The sequence below is a fragment of the Cupriavidus sp. UYPR2.512 genome (assembly GCF_000379565.1).
In the GTDB taxonomy this organism is placed as follows: Bacteria; Pseudomonadota; Gammaproteobacteria; order Burkholderiales; family Burkholderiaceae; genus Cupriavidus.
Genome location: NZ_KB902853.1, coordinates 49659 through 72067, shown reverse-complemented (window position 1 = coordinate 72067; position 22409 = coordinate 49659). Strand labels below are relative to the sequence as shown.

Sequence of the window (22409 nt, the reverse complement as noted above, 5' to 3'; positions counted from 1 at the left end):
CGCCAGCCAAAAAAACCGCGCCTACCGGGCGCGGTTTTTTTCTTGCGTGCCAGGCAGCGGCGCCAGCGCCGGCGCGCGCGGGCTGCGCCATTCGGGCGGTTTCCAGAGATAGCGCGGGTCGCGGTCGCGCCAGGCATCGGCGAACATGTCGCGCCATTCGTGAAAGGTTAGCGTCAGCGGGTTATGGGTACACACCTGACGCGTGATGCCGTACACCGGTGCCTCGTGCTCGGGGATGAAGGTGCCAAACAGGCGGTCCCAGATCGTCAGCACCCCGGCGTAGTTGCGGTCGAGGTACTGCGGGTTCTTCGCATGGTGGACGCGATGAACCGATGGCGTATTCAGTAGCGACTCGATCAGCGGCCAGCGTTGCCCCAGCCGTGTATGCACAAAGAACTGAAAGGCCAGGTTCACGCCTACGGCCAGGATCACCCAGTCCGGCGTGAAGCCGATCCACGCCAGCGGAATCCAGAACAGCCACATGCCTGAGAGCGGATACGTCAGGCTCTGACGGAACGCCGTCGAGAAATTCATGCCTTCCGATGAATGGTGCGTCACGTGCGAAGCCCACAGCCAGCGCACGCGGTGGCTGGCGCGGTGGAACCAGTAATAGAGAAAGTCCTGCAGCAGCAATAACAGCGCGAATGACCACAGGGTCTCAGGCATGGCGTGCAGGCCGTGCTGGTAGCACCACGTGTAGACCGTGCGGATCATCAGCCAGAGGAAGAACGCATCCGACGCCTGGTGCATCAGCGCCAGCGCTGCGTTGGATACGGTGTCGCGCAGGCTGTAGACGGTCGGGTCGCGGCGGGCCCAGTACCAGGCCTCGGCGCCGATGGTCAGCAGGAACACTGGCGCAAAGGCCAGCAGCACGAGTCCGGGATCGACCGATTCAGTGTTCATCCCGCCAGTTTGCATATTCCGCATGGAATTGCCACGAGGGGTTCCTCCAAACGGCGCCGCGCGGGGTATCGCGGCGCATCCGCCACATGGTGGATTGCTGTACTGCCACGCAATTCTGTCACGCGTGGGAAGGCGGTCAATACCGGTAAAGGACGCGGCCAGGGCGCCGTAGTTGAACAGGGTGGCGGCGCGGCGTGCGCCCCCGATTTCCCTGATTCCTCTTCCCCCGGAGCCTTCATGTTCAAAAACACTACCATTGGAGCCAGATTGTGGTTCCTCACTATCGTCACAAACTTGTTGTTGTTGGTTGTCGGCGCAGTGGGCTGGCTCGGCATGTCGCGCAGCAACGAGGCGACGCACCAGATCTATGAGCAGCAGCTGTCGGCCGCGGTCAACCTGGCCGAAGCGCGTTCGAACCAGTTGCTCGTGCGTGTACTGCTGGACCAGGCGACCTTCGCCACGGACCCCGCCGATGCCAGGGCGCGCGCCGCGACCGCGGAAGGCTTTGCGCGCGATTCCGAGAAAGCCTGGAAGGCCTATCTCGCCGTGCCGCGCTCGGCTGATGAAGCCAGGGCGGTGGAGGATGTCACCGCCAAGCGCGATGCGCTCTTCAAGCAGGGCGTCGCGCCAATGATCGCCGCGCTGCATGCCGGCGACCGCGATGGCGTGATGAAGGCCGTGCTTGAAACCATCCCACAGTTCGACATCGCCTTCACCGCCGTCAATACCGAACTGAACAAGCTGCAGGTGGCCAGCGCGAAGCAGGTCTACGAGGCGTCGCAGCAACGCTATCGCAACCTGTTCACGCTGTCGGCATGCGTGCTGGCAGTGGGCCTGGCCTTCAGCACCGTGGTGGCATGGCGCCTGCGCCGTTCGATCGTCCAGCCGCTGGAGACGGCGATCGGGCATTTCGAGAAAATCGCGGGTGGCGACCTGAGCGTCGCGGCTGCCGGCGGCGAGGTGCTGGCCGATGAGTCAGCGCGCAACGAGACCGCGCGCATGCTCGGCATGCTGGGCCGGATGCAGGCCAGCCTGGTGGCCATGGTGGGCGACGTGCGTGGCGGCGCGGACGCGATCGCCTCGGCCAGCAAGCAGATCGCCAGCGGCAACGCCGACCTGTCGCAGCGTACCGAGCAGCAGGCGGCCTCGCTGGAAGAAACCGCCTCCAGCATGGAGGAACTGACCAGTACCGTGCGCCAGAATGCCGACAGCGCGCGCGAGGCCCGCGGGCTGGCAACGGATGCCGCGATCCTGGCCGAGCGCGGCAGCGAGGCCGTGCTGCGCGTGGTCAATACCATGCAATCGATCGATGCCAGCTCGGGCAAGATCGTCGACATCATCGACGTGATCGAGAAGGTGGCGTTCCAGACCAATATCCTGGCGCTGAACGCGGCCGTGGAAGCCGCGCGTGCCGGCGAGCACGGCCGGGGGTTTGCCGTGGTGGCCGGCGATGTGCGCGACCTGGCGCAGCGCTGCGCCGGCGCATCGAAGGAGATCCGCGCGCTGATCGGCGCCTCAGTGGCCAATGTGCGTGAAGGCTCGGGGCTGGTCGATGACGCCGGCCGGGCGATGCAGGACATCGTCGATGCGGTGCAGCGCGTCAGCGCCATCATCGGCGATATCAGCGCGGCCTCGGACGAGCAGTCAAATGGCATCGAGCAGGTCAACGTGGCGGTGTCGCAGATGGACAGCATGACGCAGCAGAATGCGGCGCTGGTGGAGCAGGCGGCAGCAGCGGCGGTGGCGCTCGAAGACCAGGCGCAGCGCCTGACCTCGCTGGTGGCGACGTTCCGGCTGGCCTGACGGTGCAGGGCGCATGCGCAGGGCCAGCGCATGCGCCGCAAGCTGCCCGCAGGGGTGCGCTTGCCAATGCGACTGGCGTAAAATCGCGAGTTGCATTGGAGGAGTACGACATGACTGAATTCGTCACGACAGAGGTCCGCGGTGGCATCGGATACCTGACGCTGAACCGCCCGCAGGCGCTCAACGCCCTGTCGCTCGACATGATCCGCGCCATCACCCAGGCGCTGCAGACCTGGGCCGCCGCGCCCGAGGTGGTGGCGGTGGTCGCCGCCGGCGCCGGCGGCAAGGCATTCTGCGCTGGTGGCGATATCCGTTATTTCCACAAGGCCGCGCACGAAGGCGATCCGCTGCTCGACCAGTTCTTTGTCGAGGAATACGCGCTGAACTTCCTGATCCATCGCTACGCCAAGCCCTATATCGCACTGATGGACGGCGTGGTGATGGGCGGCGGCATGGGTATCTCGCAAGGTGCGCGGCTGCGCCTGGTCACCGATCGCACCAAGATGGCGATGCCGGAAACCAATATCGGCCTGTTCCCGGATGTGGGCGGCGGCTGGTTCCTGGCGCGCACGCCGGGCCACATCGGCGAGTACCTGGGGCTGACCGGCGCCGTGATCCATGCCGCCGACGCGCTCTACGCCGGGCTGGCCGACGCCTATCTGCCGGGCAACCGGCTGGCCGAGCTGGTCGATTCGCTGCGCACGCAGCAGTTTGCCAGCGGCGACGCCGTGCTGGCGCACATCGATGGTTTTACTGCGGCGCACCGCGATGACTGCGTGCCGGCGCAAAGCACGCTGGGCGGGCTGTCGGCGCAGATCGACAGCCTGTTCGCGGGCAACACCATGCCGGACATCATTGCCGCTGTCAGCGACGCCCCGGGTGACTGGGCCGCGCAGACCGCCGCCATGCTGCGCAGCCGCTCGCCGCTGATGCTGTGCGTGACGCTGGAGCAGATCCGCCGCGCGCGCAGCATGTCGCTGGAAGATGAACTGCGCATGGAACTGGACATGATGTACTACGTGTTCCGCAAGGGCGACGGTGTGGAGGGCATCCGCGCACTGGCTGTCGACAAGGACCACAAGCCGCGCTGGCAGCATGCGCGGCTTGATGATGTCAGCCACGAGAAGGTGCTGTCGTTCTTCGATAGTCCGTGGCGCGCCGAGGAGCATCCGCTGGCGGCGCTGGGCAAGGCTGTCTGACGTTCCCTGCGCAGGACATGCCGGCACCGACTCGGGTAGAGTGACGGTTGGACCGGCACACATGGCCAGGCCAACCCTGGCCGCGTGCGCCGTCCGCGTCATTCCGTCCACGCAGTCAAAGGAGCCGCAATGAGTAATCCTCGTGATGTCGTTGTACTGGTGGGGAGCCTGCGCAAGGAGGCATACAGCCGGAAGCTGGCCAAGGCGTTGATTGCACTGGCGCCGCCGCAGCTCAGGCTGGAAATCGTCGAGATCGGCGAACTGCAGCTGTACAACCAGGACCTGGAAGACAAGCCGCCTCAGCCCTGGACCACGTTCCGCGACCGCGTCCGCCGTGCCGACGCGGTGCTGTTCGTGACGCCGGAATACAACCGGTCCGTGCCCGCACCGCTGAAGAACGCCATCGACGTGGGCTCGCGCCCCTATGGCAGCAGCGTCTGGGACGGCAAGCCCGGTGGGATCGTCAGTGCATCGCCCGGCGCCGTTGGCGGGTTCGGTGCCAACCAACACTTGCGCCAGTCGATGGTGTTCCTCAATGTTCCCATGCTGCAGCAGCCTGAGGCCTATATCAGCGGCGTCGACAAGCTGGTCGACGGGGAGGGCGGTATTACCAATGAATCGACCAAGGGTTTTCTCGGCAAATACCTGACGGCTTTTGCCAGCTGGATCGAGCGGACTGCGCCGCGCTGAGGCTGCCAGGGCGGGGCGCAGCGATCCTTGACGCGGTAGCCTATACTCTCGTTTTTCCGTGGGCCGGCCGCTTCGCCAGAGGTGCAGTCCCCGGCTACCGGGTGCCGCGATCGCCATATGCCGACGCCGTGTGCCCCGGTTTCCAGTGGCCCTTCCTGGTCGCGCCGCCACGCCAACAGCCGTATTTCCATGAACGTAAATCCCCGCCGCATTTCGGTCGCTCCCATGATGGACTGGACCGACCGCCATTGCCGCATGTTCCACCGCCAGCTCAGCCGCCACACCTGGCTGTATACCGAGATGGTGACCACCGGCGCGCTGCTGCATGGTGACGTCCCGCGCCATCTGGATTTCGATGCGGCGGAGCACCCGGTCGCGCTGCAGCTGGGCGGCAGTGAGCCGGCCGACCTTGCCATGGCGGCCAAGCTGGGCCAGCAATGGGGCTATGCGGAAATCAACCTGAACTGCGGCTGCCCGTCCGAGCGCGTGCAGCGCGGGGCCTTCGGCGCCTGCCTGATGGCCGAGCCGCAACTGGTGGCCGACTGCGTGAAGGCGATGCGCGATGCGGTGGATATCCCGGTCACCGTCAAGCATCGGATCGGCATCGACAAGATCGAGCACTATGATTTCGTTCGGGATTTCGTCGGCCGGGTGGCCGAGGCGGGTTGCGGCACGTTTATCGTCCACGCGCGCAATGCGATCCTGAAGGGCCTGAGCCCGAAAGAAAACCGTGAGATTCCGCCGCTGCGCTATGAGGTGGCGTACCAGCTGAAGCGGGAGTTTCCGGACCTGGAGATCCTGATCAATGGCGGCATCGTCAGCTATGACGAGATGGCGGCCCATCTCGAGCACGTCGATGGCGTGATGATCGGCCGCGAGGCATACCATCAGCCCTATGTATTGGCCGAAATGGATGCGCGTTTCTATGGCGATGCGAGTGCGCCGGCACCGTCGCGGCTCGATGTCGAGCTGGCGATGCAGCGCTATATCGGCGATCTGGTGGAGCGGGGTGGCTATATGGGCGCGGTCACGCGCCACATGCTTGGCCTGCATCGTGGCATTGCGGGCGGGCGCGGCTGGCGCCGCGTGTTGTCGGATGCCAAGCGCATGAATGCGGTACGCACGCGTGCCGATGTCGATGCACTGTTCGAAGAGGCACGCGCGCACTTGCGGCCGCAGGCGCAAGTGCCATTGGCCGCGTAAGCGAGCGTGGGCCGTGCGCGCGCTGCCGAGGCCGCGTTCTAACTCCGAATCGTGTAAATGTGCATGGCTGCGCGGGGGTACCGCGCGCCTCACTTGAAATGCCTGATCGCCCGGAAACTGGCGCCAGGAAAGGGATTCCCCTAATTCGCTGAGGCAGGGCACTTTCATACACTGTGCCTGCCCTCGAATACAGGGCTTTCTTCAACTGATTATTAGCCCGCTTCGGCGGGCTTTTTTTTGTCGGCGCTTTCTGCTGCTACGCCAGGCTTGTTGCTCTTCGTTTACCCGAATGGTGCATTCCCGGGATGACAGTTACAGTGCAACCGCCTTCAGGGCATTTGAGATCGCTAAATTTAAGAGTCCGCGCTGCGGACTCTTTTTTTGCGCGCTCGCTTTGCATGCGCCAGACGAGGAAATTAGACGGTTGCCCTCGTAAAGAGTTCCATCGGTCACGCCAGCAGACTAGCGCGTATGGCTGATGCCTACGTCCAGCGTGCCATATGTCGTGATGCTGGATTCCCTGCCGTCGACCCCGCCGCCGGCGCATCCGCCGAGCAAGGCTGCCAATGCTGTCAGCGCAAGAATTCGCGCAGGCCATCTACACTTAATTTGCATTCCCGTTCCCTGCGCTCGTTGTCGTGTCGATTTTGTCGATGACGTCGTTTTGGCTCGCATATGCTCGTGAGGTTCCATCGCCAGGTGCTGGCGCCACGGCAATGAGAGGGCAGGGTGGCCAAAAAGAGGCAGGCGGCCCGATGGGGCGGGCCGCCTGACGGGAAGGTCGAGGGGGGTCAATGTCCCTCAGGCACAAGTATCGCTTCGCGCATTTGCGGCATGAACCCTGCAGAGGTAGGGGCTGTGCACAGCATATTTCCGCGAGCGATCGACGGCATGCGCTAAGGTGTCAGCCGGGCTGGGCGCCCTGGCCGGCGGCCGTGATACGATCCCTCGCATTGCCCCAGGCGAGACAAGGCATGGTGTGCGGACCGATGCCGGCAGGGGAGCAGCGTGGAAAAAGCAAACGTGGAAAACGAACCGCCGTTCGGCGTTGTCTATGAAGATTTCAGGGTGGTCTGGGTTGCCGAGCAACTGCAGGACGGCAAATGGACGGCACGCTACTGCTGGCACCCCGGCACTTCGGAAGCCGCTGGCAAGGCCTTGCAGGAAGCTGTGCTGAACGGCAAGTCGCGCCGCCTGTTGGGGCAGTTCGATACCGAAGCCGAGACTGTCGAAGCCATCAAGCAGGCAGTGCTGCTTGAGGCAAAGTGGAGCCCGTCCCGGACCTGAGCTTTCCTCTCAAAAAAAATTGTGCGGGATACTAGCCATCCCGGAAAACTGTTTGTATAATCTTGGTTTTCGTCGATCAGCAATGAAACGCGCTGATGACCTCTACGGTGGCTGTAGCTCAGTTGGTAGAGTCCAGGATTGTGATTCCTGTCGTCGTGGGTTCGAGTCCCATCAGCCACCCCAAAGCATTTTCCAGAACGGCGCCTCGCGAGGGCGCCGTTTTGCATTCCCGGGGGTGGTATGTCTGTTCGAGCAGCAGTGCTTGGCGTAGCGATGGCAGCCATGGTGGCAGGGTGTGCCACCGGTACTTCTGAAAAAGACATTCGCGCGCGTGCGCCTATGCGCTTGTTCACGCCCGCCAAGATGGGTGATGTTGCGAAATGCCTTCGCAACAATCTGGGCGATGATGCCGCGGTCGTCAACTATCCGGCGAGGAACCAGACTGAGATCCGCATCGGCCAGACCACGTCTGGCGGTGAATACCAATACGCCTATCTGATTTCGCTGACGGCAAAGCCGGATGGTACGGCGCTGGAGCTGCGCAAGAGCGATACCTGGTTCCCGCAGCTGACGCCGCAAGAGCTGGAAGCCGAAACCAAGGCGTGCGCGCGTAGCTGAGGGCAGCCCCGGGGCTACGCCGGCTGCGCCCGAGAGGTCAGGTCAGGCGGCCAGTTTTTCGGCGGTTTCGAGTTCAAGCATGCGGCAGATCGCCGCCATGCTGCCGACCATGGTGCGGCGCTGCGTACCCTGGTAGACGCGTACGCCCTTGCTCTGGCGGAACGGCACGGGCTTGACCGGGCGACGGGCGGCGACTTGGTGGATTTGCGGCATGGTGGCACCTCTTTTAGGCAAAGCGGGGTCAACACCCGGCAAGCCGGGCGGCGTCTGCAAAGCAATGGAAGCGGGTGGGCCCGCGCAGGCGGTTGGCCTGTGGTGCCCGGCTAGAAGCCGGAAGATCGGATCAGCCCGACGGCGATGCCTTCCAGCGAGAACTCCTCGCCAGGCTCCACGATGATGTTGGTGAAGTCCGGGTTTTCTGCGATCAGTTCGATATGGCCACCGCGCCGCTGCAGGCGCTTGACGGTCACGTCATCACCCAGGCGCGCCACCACGATCTTGCCGTTAGCGGCTTCGCTGGCGCGGCGCACGGCCAGCAGGTCGCCATCGAGGATGCCGGCATCGCGCATGCTCAGGCCGCGCACGCGCAGCAGGTAATCTGGGCGTTCGTCGAAGACCGAGGCGTCGACCTGGTACTGGCGGTCAATATGCTCGGCGGCGAGTATCGGGCTGCCGGCAGCAACGCGGCCCACCAGCGGCAGCGTCAGCTGCATCACGCCGGCCATCGGCAACGAAAACTGGTCGGGCATTTCCGAATCGCTGCGTGCTACTTTCAGGCGGATGCCACGTGAGGCGCCCGGGGTCAGTTCGATCACGCCCTTGCGTGCCAGCGCCCTCAGGTGTTCTTCTGCGGCATTGGGCGAGGAGAAGCCGAATTCAGCGGCGATTTCGGCGCGCGTGGGCGGAAAGCCGGTGCGGCGGATCGTGTTGCGGATCAGATCGAAAATCTGCTGCTGCCGGGGTGTCAGGGTCGCCATGGGATCGCCGTTCCGTGCGGGGCCGCGGGGATTCCGGGTAAGGATCGGTCGATCCTTTATCCTGTATCCGGCTGGCCAGGCACTGTATGTTTAAACAGTATGCTGTGATTTTATACAGTATCGGCCTGAGCGCAAGCAGAATTTTTGGGGCGTGCCGCATCGACGGAATATGGATCGCCAGCGCGGGCCGGCGGCGAGGCGGGGCGCGCCCGTTACAATCGGCATTCCCGTCTTCCCACATTCTTTGCACGCCCCATGACCCAATTGCCTCGCATCGTCGTACTGGCCACCGGCGGCACCATCGCTGGCGCGGCCGGCAACTCCGCCAGCAGCGCACGCTACCAGGCGGCGACCGTGCCGGTGTCGTCGTTGCTGGCAGCGGTGCCCGCGCTGCAGTCGGCGGCCCGCATCGAGGCCGAGCAGGTGGCCCAGGTCGACAGCAAGGACATGACCTTCATGCTCTGGCAAACGCTGGCGGCACGGGTTGAGCACTGGTCCGCGCAGCCCGACGTGGCCGGCATCGTGATCACGCACGGCACCGATACGCTGGAGGAAACCGCGATGGCGCTGCACGTGACGCAATCGTGTCCGGTGCCCGTGGTGATGACGGCGGCAATGCGCCCGTCGACGTCGCTGTCGGCCGATGGTCCGCTGAATCTGCTGGATGCGGTGCGCGTGGCCGCCCACCCCGATGCGCGCGGCAAGGGTGTGCTGGTGGTGCTGAATCAGCAGATCCACGCTGCGCGGGATGTGGCCAAGGCCCACACATCGGCGGTTGATGCCTTTGTCTCGGCCTGCGGGCCGCTGGGTTTCGTGCAGGATGACTACGTGCGCTTCGCCCGCGCGCCGCGCGCGGCGTGGGTGATCGGGCCGATGCCGGCGGCGTGGCCGATGGTGGAGATTGTGCCGAGCTACGCCCAGCCGGGCAGGGTGGCTGTGGATGCGCTGGTCCGTGCGGGCGTTGCCGGACTGGTGGTGGCTGCCGCCGGCAATGGCTCGGTGCATGAGGTGCTGGCCGAGGCGCTGGCCGATGCTGCTGCCGCGGGCGTGGCCGTGGTGCGCAGTTCCCGCACCGGGGCCGGCCATGTGGCGATTCCGCCCCAACTAAGCCCGGCGGATGGGGCTTTTGTCTCGGCAACGGACCTCAATCCCTATAAGGCGCGCGTGCTGCTGGTCCTGGCGCTGGCAGCCGATGCAGGGCTGGCGCAGGATCCGGCAAGGCTGCAGGCCTTGTTTGCCAACGCCTGATTTGCCTGTGTAAACAGCGGCTTGCGCACTTGCTGCCATGCGCGCTATAATTTAAGGCTATTCAACCTTGCCACACCGGACTCGTGACGCCCGGGTGGCTAATCCAAAAGGAGCGTCAATGCGTCATTACGAAATCGTCTTCATCGTCCACCCGGACCAGAGCGAACAAGTGCCGGCCATGATCGAGCGCTACAAGCAGCTCGTGACCTCGCAGAACGGCAACGTTCATCGCGTGGAAGACTGGGGCCGTCGCCAGATGGCCTACATGATCCAGAAGCTGGCCAAGGCTCACTACGTTTGTCTGAACATCGAATGCGGCAAGGAAACGCTGGCTGAACTGGAACACGCGTTCAAGTTCAACGATGCCGTCCTGCGCCACCTGATCGTGCAGACCAAGAAGGCCGAGACCGCACCTTCGCCGATGATGAAGGAAGTGCAGCGCGAAGAAGCCCGCAAGGCCGCGCAAACGACCACCGAAGGCCAGGCCGCCTGAGTGCGGACTGCGGTGCGCGCCATGGCTGACAGCGTCGGCCACGGCAGCACGGATTGCAACCAGCAAGAGGCCCCGCGTTGAACCAGCTTCGGCTTGCCGCCACCCTGGCGGAACGCGATGCCCTGCGCTATACCCCGGCCGGGGTCCCCGTCGTGAACTGCATTCTGCAGTACAGCGGCGAGGCCGTCGAGGCGCAAACGCCGCGGCAGGTCGAGTTTGCAATCGCAGCGATGGGCATCGGACAGGTTGGCCAGCGTCTGGAGCGGTTACCGCTCGGCACGCTGCTCGACTGCGAAGGATTCCTGGCCCGCAGGCACCGCAACAGCAAGGCTCTCGTCTTTCACATCACTGGATGTAAAGCATTCGAAAAGGATTGAATCATGGCATTCGTCAAACGTGACAACAAGAACAAGAAGCGCTTCCAGCAACAGAACCCGCTGTTCAAGCGCAAGCGCTTCTGCCGCTTCACCGTGGCTGGCGTGGAACAGATCGACTACAAGGATCTGGACACCCTGAAGGACTTCATCGGCGACAACGGCAAGATCACGCCGGCCCGCCTGACCGGTACCAAGGCTCACTATCAGCGTCAGCTGGATACGGCCATCAAGCGTGCGCGTTTCCTCGCGCTGATGCCGTACACCGACCTGCACAAGAACTGATCAGGCCCTAGGTCCGTTAAGGAGAGAATACGATGCAAATTATTCTGCTGGAAAAAGTCGTCAACCTGGGCAACCTGGGTGACATCGTCAAGGTGAAGGACGGTTACGCCCGTAACTTCCTGATCCCGGGCAAGAAGGCCCGCCGCGCTACGCAAACCGCGATCGCCGAATTCGAAGTCAAGCGCGCCGAGCTGGAAAAGGCCGCTGCCGAGAAGCTGGCTGCCGCGCAAGCCGAAGGCGAGAAGCTGAACGGCCTGACCGTCCAGATCAGCCAGAAGTCGGGTGTGGACGGCCGCCTGTTCGGTTCCGTGACCAACGCCGACATCGCTGAAGCCCTGGCTGGCCAAGGCTTCAAGCTGGAAAAGGCCCAGGTTCGCATGCCGAACGGCCCGCTGAAGATGGTGGGCGACCACCCGGTCAGCGTTGCGCTGCACACGGACGTCGTGGTCGACGTGACCGTGTCGGTCGTGGGCGAAAGCGTCTAAGGACGTGCCGCCTCGCCGGCGCGCTGCGCCGGCTGAAGCACCGCAAGCACCGCAAGCAAGAAAGGCAGGAGCCCTGGCTCCTGCCTTTTTTGTTGCCTGCTTGTCTTTGCAGGCGCCGTCGCTAAATGTCCGGCGAAGTGCGTCCGCCCGCCGTTATAATCCCTCCCCATGAACGCGCCCGTCGCCGACCCCCAACTCGAGAACCTCAAGGTCCCGCCGCATTCCATCGAAGCCGAGCAATCGGTGCTGGGTGGCCTGCTGCTGGACAACGCCGCCTGGGACCGCATTGCGGACTTCATTTCCGAGGCGGATTTCTACCGTTTTGACCACCGGATGATCTTCCAGAGCATCGCCCGGCTGATCTCGGCGACCAAGCCGGCCGACGTGATCACGGTCTATGAGATGCTGCAGGTGGCCGGCAAGGCCGAGGAGGTGGGCGGGCTGGCCTACCTGAATTCGCTGGCGCAGAACACGCCCAGCGCGGCCAACATCCGCCGCTACGCGGAGATCGTGCGCGAGCGCTCGGTGCTGCGCAAGCTGGTGACGGCGGCCGACGATATCGCCTCGGCCGCATTCGCGCCCAAGGGCCGAGAGGTGCGCGAGCTGCTGGATGAGGCCGAGTCCAAGGTCTTTGCGATTGCCGAAGAAGGCTCGCGCGGCCAGAAGGGTTTCCAGGAAATCCAGCCGCTGCTGACCCAGGTGGTCGAGCGCATCGACGAGCTGTATCACCGCGATTCCACCACCGACGTCACCGGCGTTCCGACCGGCTTCATCGACCTGGACAAGATGACCAGCGGCATGCAGCCGGGCGACCTGGTCATCGTGGCCGGCCGCCCGTCGATGGGTAAGACAGCGTTCTCGCTGAACATCGGCGAGCACGTGGCGGTGGAGCAGGGCTTGCCGGTGGCAGTGTTCTCGATGGAAATGGCGGGCACCCAGCTGGCCATGCGTATGCTCGGCTCGGTAGGCCGCCTCGACCAGCACCGGCTGCGCACTGGCCGCCTGCTGGATGAGGACTGGCCGCGGCTGACGCATGCGATCCAGCGCATGAACGACACGCAGTTGTTCATCGATGAAACGCCGGCGCTGAACCCGATGGAGCTGCGTGCCCGTTCGCGGCGCCTGGCGCGCCAGTGCGGGCAACTTGGCCTGATCATCATCGATTACCTGCAGCTGATGTCGGGTTCCGGCGGCGGCGAGAACCGCGCCACGGAAATTTCCGAAATTTCCCGTTCGCTCAAGGGCCTGGCCAAGGAACTCAACTGCCCGGTGATCGCGCTGTCGCAGCTGAACCGAAGCCTGGAACAGCGCCCCAACAAGCGCCCGGTCATGTCCGACCTGCGCGAATCCGGCGCTATTGAACAGGATGCCGACGTGATCCTGTTCATCTACCGCGATGAAGTCTATAACGCGGACTCCCAGGACAAGGGCACGGCCGAAATCATTATCGGCAAGCAGCGTAACGGCCCGATCGGCACGGTGCGCCTGACCTTCCTGGGGCAGTTCACGAAGTTCGACAACTTCAGCGGCGGCCCGGCTTTCTTCGACAACGACACCTGACGAAGTCAAGCCAGCCTGCAATAGGCTGTGCGGCGCCGTCTTTTGCGCCAAATTCGCGGGCAATGTCCCTGTAACCCTGTAAAATATTGCGCTTTGATGACAGCCGCTGCCCGCGACTGTCATGCAACGCGCCCGCTCAATCCTGCAACACAATCAGCAGCGTCACCACGCTGCCACAAGGAACATTCCATGTTCGGCCGATTCATGCCCACGGAGGGCAAGTTCTTCGAATATTTCAACCAGCACGCCGACTGCGCGGTGACCGCCGCCCATGAGCTCCAGGCACTGGTCAACGATTTGCCCAACGCCGAGGCACATGCCCGCCGCGTCCAGGCCACCGAAAAGAAGGCCGACCGGATCACGCACGACACCATCGACCTGCTGCACAAGACCTTCATCACGCCGCTGGACCGCGACGAGATCCACAAGCTCATCACGACCATGGACGACATCCTGGACCTGATGGAAGACGTGGCCGAGACCATCTCGCTGTACGACGTCACCAACCTCACCGACGAGGCGCTGCGCCTGGCGGCCATCTGCGTGCAGTGCTGCGACCAGGTCAAGATCGCGGTGGGCCTGCTCGAGGACATGGGCAACGCCAGCGCCATCCTGAAGACCGCGCAGCAGATCGACCAGCTTGAGTCTGAAGCCGACCGCGTGATGCGCTCGGCGATGTCCAAGCTGTTCCGCGACGAGACCGACGTCAAGCGCCTGATCAAGCTGAAGGCCATCTACGAACAGCTCGAGACGATCACCGACAAGTGCGAGGACGTCGCCAACATCATCGAAGGCATCGTCCTGGAAAACGCCTGAGGCGGCAATCGGCATGCAGACCATACAAATGAGCCTGTGGGTGATCGCCTTGCTGGTGGCGCTCGCGCTGCTGTTCGACTTCATGAACGGCTTCCACGACGCGGCCAACTCGATCGCCACGGTGGTGTCCACCGGCGTGCTCAAGCCGCACCACGCGGTGGCCATGGCCGCCATGTGCAACGTCGTTGCCATCTTTATCTTCCACCTGAAGGTGGCTGCCACGGTCGGGACCGGCACCATCGATGTCGCGATCGTCGATCACTACGTGATATTCGGCGCCCTGGTCGGGGCGATTGCCTGGAACATCATCACCTGGTACTACGGCATCCCGTCGTCGTCCTCGCACGCGCTGATCGGCGGGCTGGTGGGTGCCGCGGTGGCCAAGGCCGGCACCGGCGCGCTGGTGGGCAGCGGCCTGCTGAAGACCGTGGCCTTCATCCTGATTTCGCCGCTGCTGGGGTTCATCCTCGGCTCGATGATGATGGTGATCGTGGGCTGGACCTTCTTCCGTACGCCGCCGTCGCGCGTGGACCGCTGGTTCCGCCGGCTGCAACTGGTCTCGGCCTCGATGTACAGCCTGGGCCATGGCGGCAATGACGCGCAGAAGACCATCGGCATCATCTGGATGCTACTGATTGCCAGCGGCCATGTGGCGGCCGGCGGCGAGCCGCCGGCCTGGGTCATCGTCAGCTGCTACGTGGCGATCGGCATGGGTACAATGTTTGGCGGCTGGCGCATCGTGCGCACCATGGGCCAGAAGATCACCAAGCTCAAGCCGGTCGGCGGTTTCTGCGCCGAGACGGGCGGGGCCATGACGCTGTTCTTCGCTTCGGCGCTGGGCGTGCCGGTATCGACCACGCATACGATCACGGGGGCCATCGTCGGCGTCGGCTCGGCGCAGAAGATGTCGGCAGTGCGTTGGGGCGTGGCCGGCAATATCGTCTGGGCCTGGGTGCTGACGATCCCGGCGTCGGCCTTCATGGCGGCGATCGCGTGGTGGATCGGGCGGCATATCCTGTAAGGCAGGGGCCGCCGTACCAACAAAAAGCCAGGCTGATGCCTGGCTTTTTGTTGGGGTGCTTCACTGGTTGGCGAAGGCCGCGATGGGATCGTCGTCGACCGGAAGCGGTGCCGGGGCCGGCGTGGGCTCAGGCAGCGGTGGCGCGGCCGGGGGTGCCACCGATGCTGGCGGCGCAGTCGGCTGGTTGACCGCCGCGACCACGCGGCGCGCGCCGTCGTAGCGCGAGGCCCAGTAAGGCTTGCCCATGTCTTCGAGCCGGACCGTGCCGCCGGACGACGGTGCATGGACAAAGCGGTTCTGGCCGACGTAGATGCCCACGTGCGAATTGGCGCGGCCGGTGGTGTTGAAGAACACCAGGTCGCCGGACGCCACCTCGCTGCGGTCCAGCGAGCTGCCGCGGGCGCCCATTGCCTCGGTCGTGCGCGGCAGGCTTACATTGGCCGCGCGCGACACCACGTAGCGCACCAGCCCGCTGCAGTCGAAGCCGGAGTCCGGCGTATTGCCGCCGTAGCGATAGGGTGTGCCCACCAGCGACATCGCCTGGATGGAAATCTCTTCCAGTCCGGCGCTGGGATCGATCATGGGCTTGCCCGGCGTGCGCGGCAGGCCGGCGTGGCGGGAAGGCGGGGAGCTGGCGCAGGCCGCCAGCAGCGCGGCGGTGGCGCAGAGCAGCGGCAGCCGCGCCTGGGCAAGCAGGCGCTGCAGGCGCAGCGGATGGGAAGAAAGACGGGTACGGCGCAATGGCATCCTGGGTTTCCGGTCGCCGGCCTGCCGGCGCACCGGAAGCCTTGCCGCTACCAGCGTAGCTGGGCGTTGCGGGTACCGGTGCTGACCTTGACGGACTTGGCCTGGCCCTTGTAACTGGCCTCGATATTGTAGCTGCCTTCGGGCGCACGTATCAGGCAGCGCGGGCCGGCGGCGCGGAAGGTGGCGACTTCCTGTTCGTCCCGCACCAGCTTGACGTCCACGTCGGACAGGAATTCACCGTTGGCGCCCTGCGTGAACAGGATGCCGATATTGAAGTCTTTCTCCTTGGCCGCCAGCGCCTGGCGTTCGTCCTCGGCGACGCCGCCGCAGACGTAGCTGACCGGGCCCATGGTGCGAATCACCATTTCTTCGGCGGCGGCATGGGCCGGGCGCCAGCTGGCGGCCAGCGCGATGCCGGCGGCGGCCAGCATGGCCAGCGCAAGGCGCTGCCTGTGCCGGCTGCGGGCGGCGGCAGGCGACTGCCTGCCGGGCAGATGCTGGGTATTCATCGACGCCTCCAGTGGGGATGCGGGGCAACGGCAAACATGGGGCCATCATAGCCCCAAAGTGCTTGCCGTTGACGACGGCGCTCAGGCACTGCGGGCGCGCCCCGCCACCGGCAGGGCGCGCCGCAGGCTGCCAGTGTCAGAGCACGTCGCCGGCGTGATCGGCCAGGCGCGAGCGTTCGCCGCGCGCCAGCGTGATATGGCCGCTGTGGCTCCAGCCCTTGAAGCGGTCGACCACGTAGGTCAGGCCCGACGAACCTTCGGTCAGGTACGGCGTGTCGATCTGCGCGATATTGCCCAGGCAGATGATCTTGGTGCCGGGGCCGGCGCGGGTCACGAGCGTCTTCATCTGCTTGGGCGTCAGGTTCTGCGCCTCGTCGATGATGACGAACTTGTTGACGAAGGTGCGCCCGCGCATGAAGTTCATGCTCTTGACCTTGATGCGCGACCGGATCAGCTCCTGCGTGGCGGCACGGCCCCAGTCGCCGGCGCTGTCGTCGCTCTTCTGCAGCACCTCGAGGTTGTCGTCGAACGCGCCCATCCAGGGCTGCATCTTCTCTTCCTCGGTGCCGGGCAGGAAGCCGATGTCTTCGCCCACCGGCACCGTGGCGCGCGTGACGATGATCTCGTTGTACTGCTTCTGGTCCAGCACCTGTTCCAGGCCGGCCGCCAGCGCCAGCAGGGTCTTGCCGGTGCCGGCCTGCCCAAGCAGCGTGACGAAGTCGATGTCCGGGTTCATCAGCAGGTTGAGCGCGAAGTTCTGCTCGCGGTTGCGGGCGGTCACGCTCCACACATTGTTCTTGTGGTGCGTGTAGTCCTTGAGCGTCTGCAGCAGCGCGGTCTTGCCGTTGATCTCCTTGACCTGCGCGTACAGCGGCAGGCTGCCGTCGACCGGTTCCAGGTAGACGAACTGGTTGACCAGGAACGACGGCACCAGCGGGCCGGTGAGCCGGTAGAACATGGCGCCGGACTTCGGGTCCTGCCAGCTTTCCACGCCCTTGCCGTGCCTGGTCCAGAAGTCGCCGGGCAGCTGCAACACGCCGGCGTAGAGCAGGTCCTTGTCTTCCAGGACCTGGTCGTTGAAGTAGTCTTCGGCCGGCAGGCCCAGTGCGCGCGCCTTGATGCGCATGTTGATGTCTTTCGACACCAGCACGACCTGGCGCTCGGGGTACTGCTGCTGCAGCGCGCTGACCACGCCCAGGATCTGGTTGTCGGCCTTGCCCTGCGGCAGGCCTTCAGGCAGCTTGATGTCGTTCAGGCGCGTCTGGAAGAACAGCTTGCCCTGCGCGTCGCGGTTGCCCAGCTTGGCCAGCGGCAGGCCCTCATCGAGTACGCCGTCGGTGCCGCCCACCAGCGAATCGAGCGTGCGGCTGACCATGCGCGCGTTGCGCGCGACTTCGCTCATGCCCTTCTTGTGGTTGTCCAGTTCTTCGAGCGTCATCATCGGCAGATAGATGTCGTGTTCCTCGAAGCGGAAGAGCGAGGCCGGGTCGTGCATCAGCACGTTGGTGTCGAGCACGAACAGCTTGCTCGGGCCCTCGGACTTGCGGGCGCGGCGCGTGGGGCCGGTGGACGGCTTGACCAGGCTGACCGGTGCGGCAGATACGGCAGGCGTCGATACGGCCGGGGTCTCGGTGCTGCGGGCGCGGGTGCCACCGGCGGCGGCGCGGGCCTGGACCTCAGGCATCTCGGTGTCGCCGGTTTCCAGCAATGCCACGCGCTCGAGCGCCGGCACAGGTTTCTTGCCCTGTGTGGCGGCTTTGGCCTTGGGCACCGCGGAGACCGGAGCAAACTCGCTCGGATCCAGCAATTGGGCAGGCTTGGCGGGCATGGTAGGCAGCGGCATGCTTGGCTTTCCTTTCAGGGGGACAAGAAGGGGGCGAGGGTGTCCGTGCCGCGACGCCGCGATACGTCGGATACGGCGTGGCGGCCAATGGCCGGGGCATGCCTGTGCGAGGCTCCCGGCGCGGACAGGCATGAGGACAGACGCGGCTGCAAACAAAAAAGCCGCCATGCCTGCTGAACAGGGTTGGCGGCTAGGATCCGGCGGCTTCTTTGGCGGACTGCCGACACGGCAGGTCCGCTACCGGCCTGTGGCGCGAACCGCCTGGGCCGGGGAGTCGAAACAGCGTGGCATCCGGAATCTGAACTCATTACGGGCCAATGTATCCGAAGGTTTTGGGTTTGGCAATTGGGTTTGCCAACGGCTTGTTGCGACACAGCACGTCCGGGTTGGCGTCCGTGTCGGGGCAAGGCCAATACCGACGCGATACCTCAGAGCCCGCGCACGATTTCCAGGACTTCGTCAACATGGTTCGGCACCTTGATGCCGCGCAGCTCGTGGCGCAGGATGCCCTTGCCGTCGATGATGAAGGTGCTGCGCTCGATGCCCCGGTGCTCCTTGCCATAGAGCTTTTTCATCTTGATGACATCGAACAACGTGCACACGGCTTCGTCGGCGTCGGAGATCAGCTCAAAGGGCAGTTCAAGCTTGGCCTTGAAGTTCTCGTGCGAGCGGATGCTGTCGCGCGAGATGCCGAACACCTGCACGCCGGCCTTCTGGAAATCCTCGTACTGGTCGCGGAAGTTCATGGCCTCCGTGGTGCAACCCGGCGTGTTGTCCTTCGGGTAGAAGTACAGCACCACTGTCTTGCCGCGATAATCGGCAAGGCGGAAGGTGGCGTCGCCGGTCATCGGCGCGCTGAAGTCGGGTACGGCCTTGTTCAGACTGACGGTCATGCTTGTGGCTCCTGGGGGAGGGGCAGGGGATCGGGAGAATCTGGTGAGGGGGCTGCCACCTTGGCGGGGCAGATTGGGGCGGCCCGCCGGACTTCAAGCGTGGCGCCGGCTCAACTTTTGCAGAGGTCAGGCGGCTTCGGGTTCGAGCAGCAGCACCGCCGCCACCTTGCGGCCTTCTGCCATCAGGATGTTGTAGGTGCGGCAGGCGGCCTGCAGGTCCATGGCGTCCACCCCGACATGGCGGCGCGACAGCGACGCGGTCAGGCGCGGGTGCGGGAAGCGCAACCGCGAGCCGGTGCCGAGCAGCACCACTTCGGGGCCGAGTTCCACCAGTTGCTCGAAATGCGCGGGCTCGAGGTCTTCGAAGCGGCTGACCGGCCAGGGCCGGACTTCGCCCTCGGGCATGACCAGGACCGAGTTGGTGTGACGGACGAGGTTGATCTCGATGTAGCCCGGCCCGTAGGCCGTGACGGTATTTAGCGACTGGGGCTGGTCGGCGTGGAGTTTCACTTGGAGGCCTCTGCGGCGGCCGCCGCGGGCTGGCGGGCCGGCCCGTGGGGCGGATGGCCGGCACCCCGGGCGGGTACGGTGTGGACGACAGGATCGACGACAGTGCGCAGGCGCCTGGCGTGCGCGCGGCAAGCGCACGCTGCAATGCAAGAATCCCTGCCGAAGTCTGTCATAATCCGATAAATTATAGCTTTTGCCTCCCTGTCTGCCACGTTCGCGTTGCATTGCAGCGGACGGCGCCTCGGCGCCGGGCTTCCGCACGGGGCTTCGGCATTAATTCAGATTCGCCCAGATTCCCTGTCCGGTGCCGCCGACGCGGCACGCTACGCTTGCCCGACATCGCCGTGAAACCCATCCAGAAATCCAACAAACTCAATAACGTTTGCTACGACATCCGCGGACCGGTGCTGGAAAAGGCCAAGCAGATGGAGGAAGAAGGGCACAAGATCATCAAGCTGAATATCGGCAACCTGGCGGTGTTCGGGTTCGACGCGCCGGAAGAGATTCAGCAGGACATGATGCGAAACCTGCCGAATTCGGCAGGTTATTCTGATTCCAAGGGTATTTTCGCCGCACGCAAGGCGATCATGCACTATACCCAGCAAAAAAATATCGAAGGCGTTGGCCTGGACGATATTTATGTGGGCAACGGTGCCTCCGAACTGATCGTGATGGCCGTCAACGCGCTGCTCAATGCCGGCGACGAAGTGCTGGTGCCGGCGCCGGACTACCCGCTGTGGACCGCCGCGGTGAGCCTCTCGGGCGGCACGCCGGTGCACTATATCTGCGACGAGTCCAATGACTGGATGCCCGATCCGGCCGATATCCGCGCCCGCATCACGCCGCATACCAAGGCCATCGTCATCATCAACCCGAACAACCCCACCGGGGCGCTGTATTCGGACGAACTGCTGCTCGAGATCGTCGCCATCGCACGCGAGCACGGCCTGATCGTCTTTGCCGACGAGATCTACGACAAGGTCCTGTACGACGGCCACACCCACACCTCGATCGCCTCGCTGTCGACCGATGTCTTCACGGTGACCTTCAACGGCCTGTCGAAGAACTACCGCTCGTGCGGCTACCGCGCCGGCTGGATGGTAGTGTCGGGCGACAAGCGCCCGGCCATTGACTACATCGAAGGCCTGAACATGCTGTCGTCGATGCGCCTGTGCGCCAACGTGCCGGGCCAGTGGGCGATCCAGACCGCGCTGGGCGGCTACCAGAGCATCAACGACCTGGTCGCCGAAGGCGGGCGCCTGCGCCGCCAGCGCGACCTGGCCTACGAGCTGATCACCGCGATCCCGGGCGTGACCTGCGTCAAGCCCAAGGCGGCGCTGTACCTGTTTCCCAAGCTCGACCTGTCGATGTACCCGGTGCAGGACGACCAGGAGTTCATCTATGAACTGCTGCAGGAGTCCAAGGTGCTGCTGGTGCAGGGCTCGGGCTTCAACTGGGCCAGTCCCGACCATTTCCGCATCGTGTTCCTGCCGCACGAGGAAGACCTGCGCGAGGCCATCAGCCGCATCGCGCGCTTCCTCGATGCGTACCGAAAACGCCACGGCAAGGCGGCGGCCTGATTCCGCGGGCCGCGCCGCAATTCATCCTTAGCAACTCAGAAGATTGTCCATGAACCCCATCAAAGTTGGCCTGCTCGGCATCGGTACCGTCGGTAGCGGCACGTTCAACGTGCTCAAGCGCAACCAGGAAGAAATTCGTCGCCGCGCCGGCCGCGGCATCGAGATTGCCGTGGTGGCCGATCTCAACACCGAACGCGCGCGCGAACTGACCAATGGGGAAGTGGAGATCGTCAGCGACGCCAACGAGGTGGTCAACCGCCCCGACATCGATATCGTCATCGAGCTGATCGGCGGCTACGGCATCGCGCGCGAACTGGTGCTCAAGGCGATCGAGAACGGCAAGCACGTGGTCACCGCCAACAAGGCGCTGCTGGCCGTGCACGGCAACGAGATCTTCGAAGCCGCGCGCCGCAAGGGCGTGATCGTCGCCTTCGAGGCCGCGGTGGCTGGCGGCATCCCCATCATCAAGGCGCTGCGCGAAGGCCTGACCGCCAACCGCATCCAGTGGATCGCCGGCATCATCAACGGCACCACCAACTTCATCCTGTCCGAGATGCGCGACAAGGGCCTCGATTTCGACGTGGTCCTGAAGGAAGCGCAGCAGCTGGGCTACGCCGAGGCCGACCCGACCTTCGACATCGAAGGCGTCGATGCCGCGCACAAGGTCACGCTGATGAGCGCGATCGCCTTCGGCATGCCGGTGCAGTTCGAAAAGGCGCACGTGGAAGGCATCACCAGGCTGTCGGCCATCGACATCAAATACGCCGAGGAACTGGGCTACCGCATCAAGCTGCTGGGCATCACCCGCCGCCGTGACGACGGCGTCGAGCTGCGCGTGCATCCGACGCTGGTGCCGGCCTCGCGCCTGATCGCGAACGTCGAAGGCGCAATGAACGCCGTGCTGGTGCAGGGCGACGCCGTGGGCGCGACGCTCTACTACGGCAAGGGCGCCGGCGCCGAGCCGACCGCCTCGGCCGTGATCGCCGACCTGGTTGACGTGACCCGCCTGCACACCGCCGACCCGAACCACCGCGTGCCGCACCTGGCGTTCCAGCCGGATGAGCTGTCGAGCGTGCCGGTGCTGCCGATCGAAGAGATCAACAGCTCGTACTACCTGCGCATGCGCGTGTCGGACGAGACCGGCGTGCTGGCCGAGATCACCCGCATTCTGGCCGAAGGCAGCATCTCGATCGATGCCATGCTGCAGAAGGAATCGCGCGAAGGCGAGCCGCAGACCGACATCATCATCCTGACCCACATCACGCGCGAGAAGCACGTCAACGCGGCGATAGCCAGGATCGAGGCGCTGCCGACCGTGCTGTCCGCCGTGACGCGCCTGCGCATGGAAGAACTGAACTAAGGGCC

At 64.6% G+C, this 22409-nt stretch carries 24 protein-coding genes and 1 tRNA gene; 17 read left to right on the top strand and 8 right to left on the bottom strand.

Annotated elements, in window-relative coordinates; genetic code table 11:
* Positions 1-21: 21 nt before the first annotated feature.
* The gene (locus A3A5_RS0103025; RefSeq protein ID WP_018309182.1) at positions 22-903 is read right to left on the bottom strand and encodes a sterol desaturase family protein; all 882 of its coding nucleotides are present in this window, start codon (positions 901-903) and stop codon (positions 22-24) included.
* Between the two features lie 237 nt (positions 904-1140).
* Between A3A5_RS0103025 and A3A5_RS0103020 the strand changes: the two genes are divergently transcribed.
* The 7 genes from A3A5_RS0103020 to A3A5_RS0102985 all read left to right on the top strand — a co-directional run bounded on the left by A3A5_RS0103020 (position 1141) and on the right by A3A5_RS0102985 (position 7703).
* Positions 1141-2706: a methyl-accepting chemotaxis protein gene (locus A3A5_RS0103020; protein ID WP_026200392.1), complete on the top strand. Its 1566-nt coding sequence runs from the start codon at positions 1141-1143 to the stop codon at positions 2704-2706.
* 110 nt (positions 2707-2816) lie between these two features.
* Complete coding sequence (locus A3A5_RS0103015) at positions 2817-3905, top strand: enoyl-CoA hydratase/isomerase family protein (protein ID WP_018309180.1); 1089 nt, start codon at positions 2817-2819, stop codon at positions 3903-3905.
* 129 nt (positions 3906-4034) lie between these two features.
* Positions 4035-4595, top strand: a complete 561-nt coding sequence (locus tag A3A5_RS0103010; protein WP_026200391.1) for an NADPH-dependent FMN reductase — start codon at positions 4035-4037, stop codon at positions 4593-4595.
* Positions 4596-4784: 189 nt separating this feature from the next.
* Positions 4785-5798: a tRNA dihydrouridine(20/20a) synthase DusA gene (gene dusA / locus A3A5_RS0103005; protein ID WP_026200390.1), complete on the top strand. Its 1014-nt coding sequence runs from the start codon at positions 4785-4787 to the stop codon at positions 5796-5798.
* A 1008-nt stretch (positions 5799-6806) separates the two neighbouring features.
* Positions 6807-7085 carry a hypothetical protein gene (locus A3A5_RS0102995; protein ID WP_232431255.1) on the top strand — a complete coding sequence of 93 codons (279 nt, stop codon included), beginning with the start codon at positions 6807-6809 and terminating at the stop codon, positions 7083-7085.
* Positions 7086-7192: 107 nt separating this feature from the next.
* Positions 7193-7268, top strand: a tRNA-His gene (locus tag A3A5_RS0102990).
* Between the two features lie 90 nt (positions 7269-7358).
* Positions 7359-7703 carry a hypothetical protein gene (locus A3A5_RS0102985; RefSeq protein ID WP_232431254.1) on the top strand — a complete coding sequence of 115 codons (345 nt, stop codon included), beginning with the start codon at positions 7359-7361 and terminating at the stop codon, positions 7701-7703.
* 42 nt (positions 7704-7745) lie between these two features.
* On the opposite strand, the gene A3A5_RS43950 is transcribed toward A3A5_RS0102985, so the two are convergent.
* Together A3A5_RS43950 and lexA are read right to left on the bottom strand one after the other, a co-directional pair.
* Positions 7746-7916 (bottom strand): hypothetical protein, encoded by a 171-nt coding sequence (locus A3A5_RS43950; protein WP_010809510.1) that lies wholly within the window; start codon positions 7914-7916, stop codon positions 7746-7748.
* Between the two features lie 110 nt (positions 7917-8026).
* On the bottom strand, positions 8027-8680 hold the full coding sequence (lexA, locus tag A3A5_RS0102975; RefSeq protein ID WP_013957143.1) for a transcriptional repressor LexA: 654 nt from the start codon (positions 8678-8680) through the stop codon (positions 8027-8029).
* 255 nt (positions 8681-8935) lie between these two features.
* Between lexA and A3A5_RS0102970 the strand changes: the two genes are divergently transcribed.
* The 8 genes from A3A5_RS0102970 to A3A5_RS0102935 all read left to right on the top strand — a co-directional run bounded on the left by A3A5_RS0102970 (position 8936) and on the right by A3A5_RS0102935 (position 14962).
* A complete protein-coding gene (locus A3A5_RS0102970) occupies positions 8936-9928 on the top strand; it encodes an asparaginase (protein ID WP_018309175.1) in 993 nt (330 codons plus the stop codon).
* A gap of 118 nt (positions 9929-10046) precedes the next feature.
* Positions 10047-10421 (top strand): 30S ribosomal protein S6, encoded by a 375-nt coding sequence (gene rpsF, locus A3A5_RS0102965; protein ID WP_010809513.1) that lies wholly within the window; start codon positions 10047-10049, stop codon positions 10419-10421.
* A 77-nt stretch (positions 10422-10498) separates the two neighbouring features.
* Positions 10499-10798 (top strand): primosomal replication protein N, encoded by a 300-nt coding sequence (gene priB / locus A3A5_RS0102960; RefSeq protein ID WP_013957140.1) that lies wholly within the window; start codon positions 10499-10501, stop codon positions 10796-10798.
* Positions 10799-10801: 3 nt separating this feature from the next.
* A complete protein-coding gene (rpsR, locus tag A3A5_RS0102955) occupies positions 10802-11080 on the top strand; it encodes a 30S ribosomal protein S18 (RefSeq protein ID WP_006163606.1) in 279 nt (92 codons plus the stop codon).
* A 32-nt stretch (positions 11081-11112) separates the two neighbouring features.
* A complete protein-coding gene (gene rplI / locus A3A5_RS0102950; protein ID WP_013957139.1) occupies positions 11113-11565 on the top strand; it encodes a 50S ribosomal protein L9 in 453 nt (150 codons plus the stop codon).
* A 168-nt stretch (positions 11566-11733) separates the two neighbouring features.
* Positions 11734-13125 carry a replicative DNA helicase gene (locus A3A5_RS0102945; protein ID WP_013957138.1) on the top strand — a complete coding sequence of 464 codons (1392 nt, stop codon included), beginning with the start codon at positions 11734-11736 and terminating at the stop codon, positions 13123-13125.
* A gap of 189 nt (positions 13126-13314) precedes the next feature.
* The gene (locus A3A5_RS0102940) at positions 13315-13941 is read left to right on the top strand and encodes a DUF47 domain-containing protein (protein ID WP_018309174.1); all 627 of its coding nucleotides are present in this window, start codon (positions 13315-13317) and stop codon (positions 13939-13941) included.
* Between the two features lie 13 nt (positions 13942-13954).
* On the top strand, positions 13955-14962 hold the full coding sequence (locus A3A5_RS0102935; protein ID WP_026200388.1) for an inorganic phosphate transporter: 1008 nt from the start codon (positions 13955-13957) through the stop codon (positions 14960-14962).
* Positions 14963-15022: 60 nt separating this feature from the next.
* On the opposite strand, the gene A3A5_RS0102930 is transcribed toward A3A5_RS0102935, so the two are convergent.
* The 5 genes from A3A5_RS0102930 to A3A5_RS0102910 form a co-directional block, all read right to left on the bottom strand.
* Entirely contained in the window at positions 15023-15709 is a 687-nt protein-coding gene (locus A3A5_RS0102930; RefSeq protein ID WP_018309172.1) for a C40 family peptidase, read from the bottom strand.
* 47 nt (positions 15710-15756) lie between these two features.
* Positions 15757-16218, bottom strand: coding sequence for a hypothetical protein (locus tag A3A5_RS0102925; protein ID WP_018309171.1), 462 nt, complete (start codon positions 16216-16218; stop codon positions 15757-15759).
* Between the two features lie 136 nt (positions 16219-16354).
* Entirely contained in the window at positions 16355-18061 is a 1707-nt protein-coding gene (locus A3A5_RS0102920) for a PhoH family protein (protein ID WP_018309170.1), read from the bottom strand.
* A gap of 428 nt (positions 18062-18489) precedes the next feature.
* The gene (locus A3A5_RS0102915; RefSeq protein ID WP_018309169.1) at positions 18490-18954 is read right to left on the bottom strand and encodes a peroxiredoxin; all 465 of its coding nucleotides are present in this window, start codon (positions 18952-18954) and stop codon (positions 18490-18492) included.
* 126 nt (positions 18955-19080) lie between these two features.
* On the bottom strand, positions 19081-19464 hold the full coding sequence (locus A3A5_RS0102910) for an Mth938-like domain-containing protein (protein ID WP_018309168.1): 384 nt from the start codon (positions 19462-19464) through the stop codon (positions 19081-19083).
* A gap of 344 nt (positions 19465-19808) precedes the next feature.
* On the opposite strand from A3A5_RS0102910, the gene A3A5_RS0102905 reads away from it, so the two are divergent.
* Positions 19809-21044 carry a pyridoxal phosphate-dependent aminotransferase gene (locus tag A3A5_RS0102905; RefSeq protein ID WP_026200387.1) on the top strand — a complete coding sequence of 412 codons (1236 nt, stop codon included), beginning with the start codon at positions 19809-19811 and terminating at the stop codon, positions 21042-21044.
* 49 nt (positions 21045-21093) lie between these two features.
* Positions 21094-22404 (top strand): homoserine dehydrogenase, encoded by a 1311-nt coding sequence (locus A3A5_RS0102900; RefSeq protein WP_018309166.1) that lies wholly within the window; start codon positions 21094-21096, stop codon positions 22402-22404.
* Positions 22405-22409 lie beyond the last annotated feature (5 nt).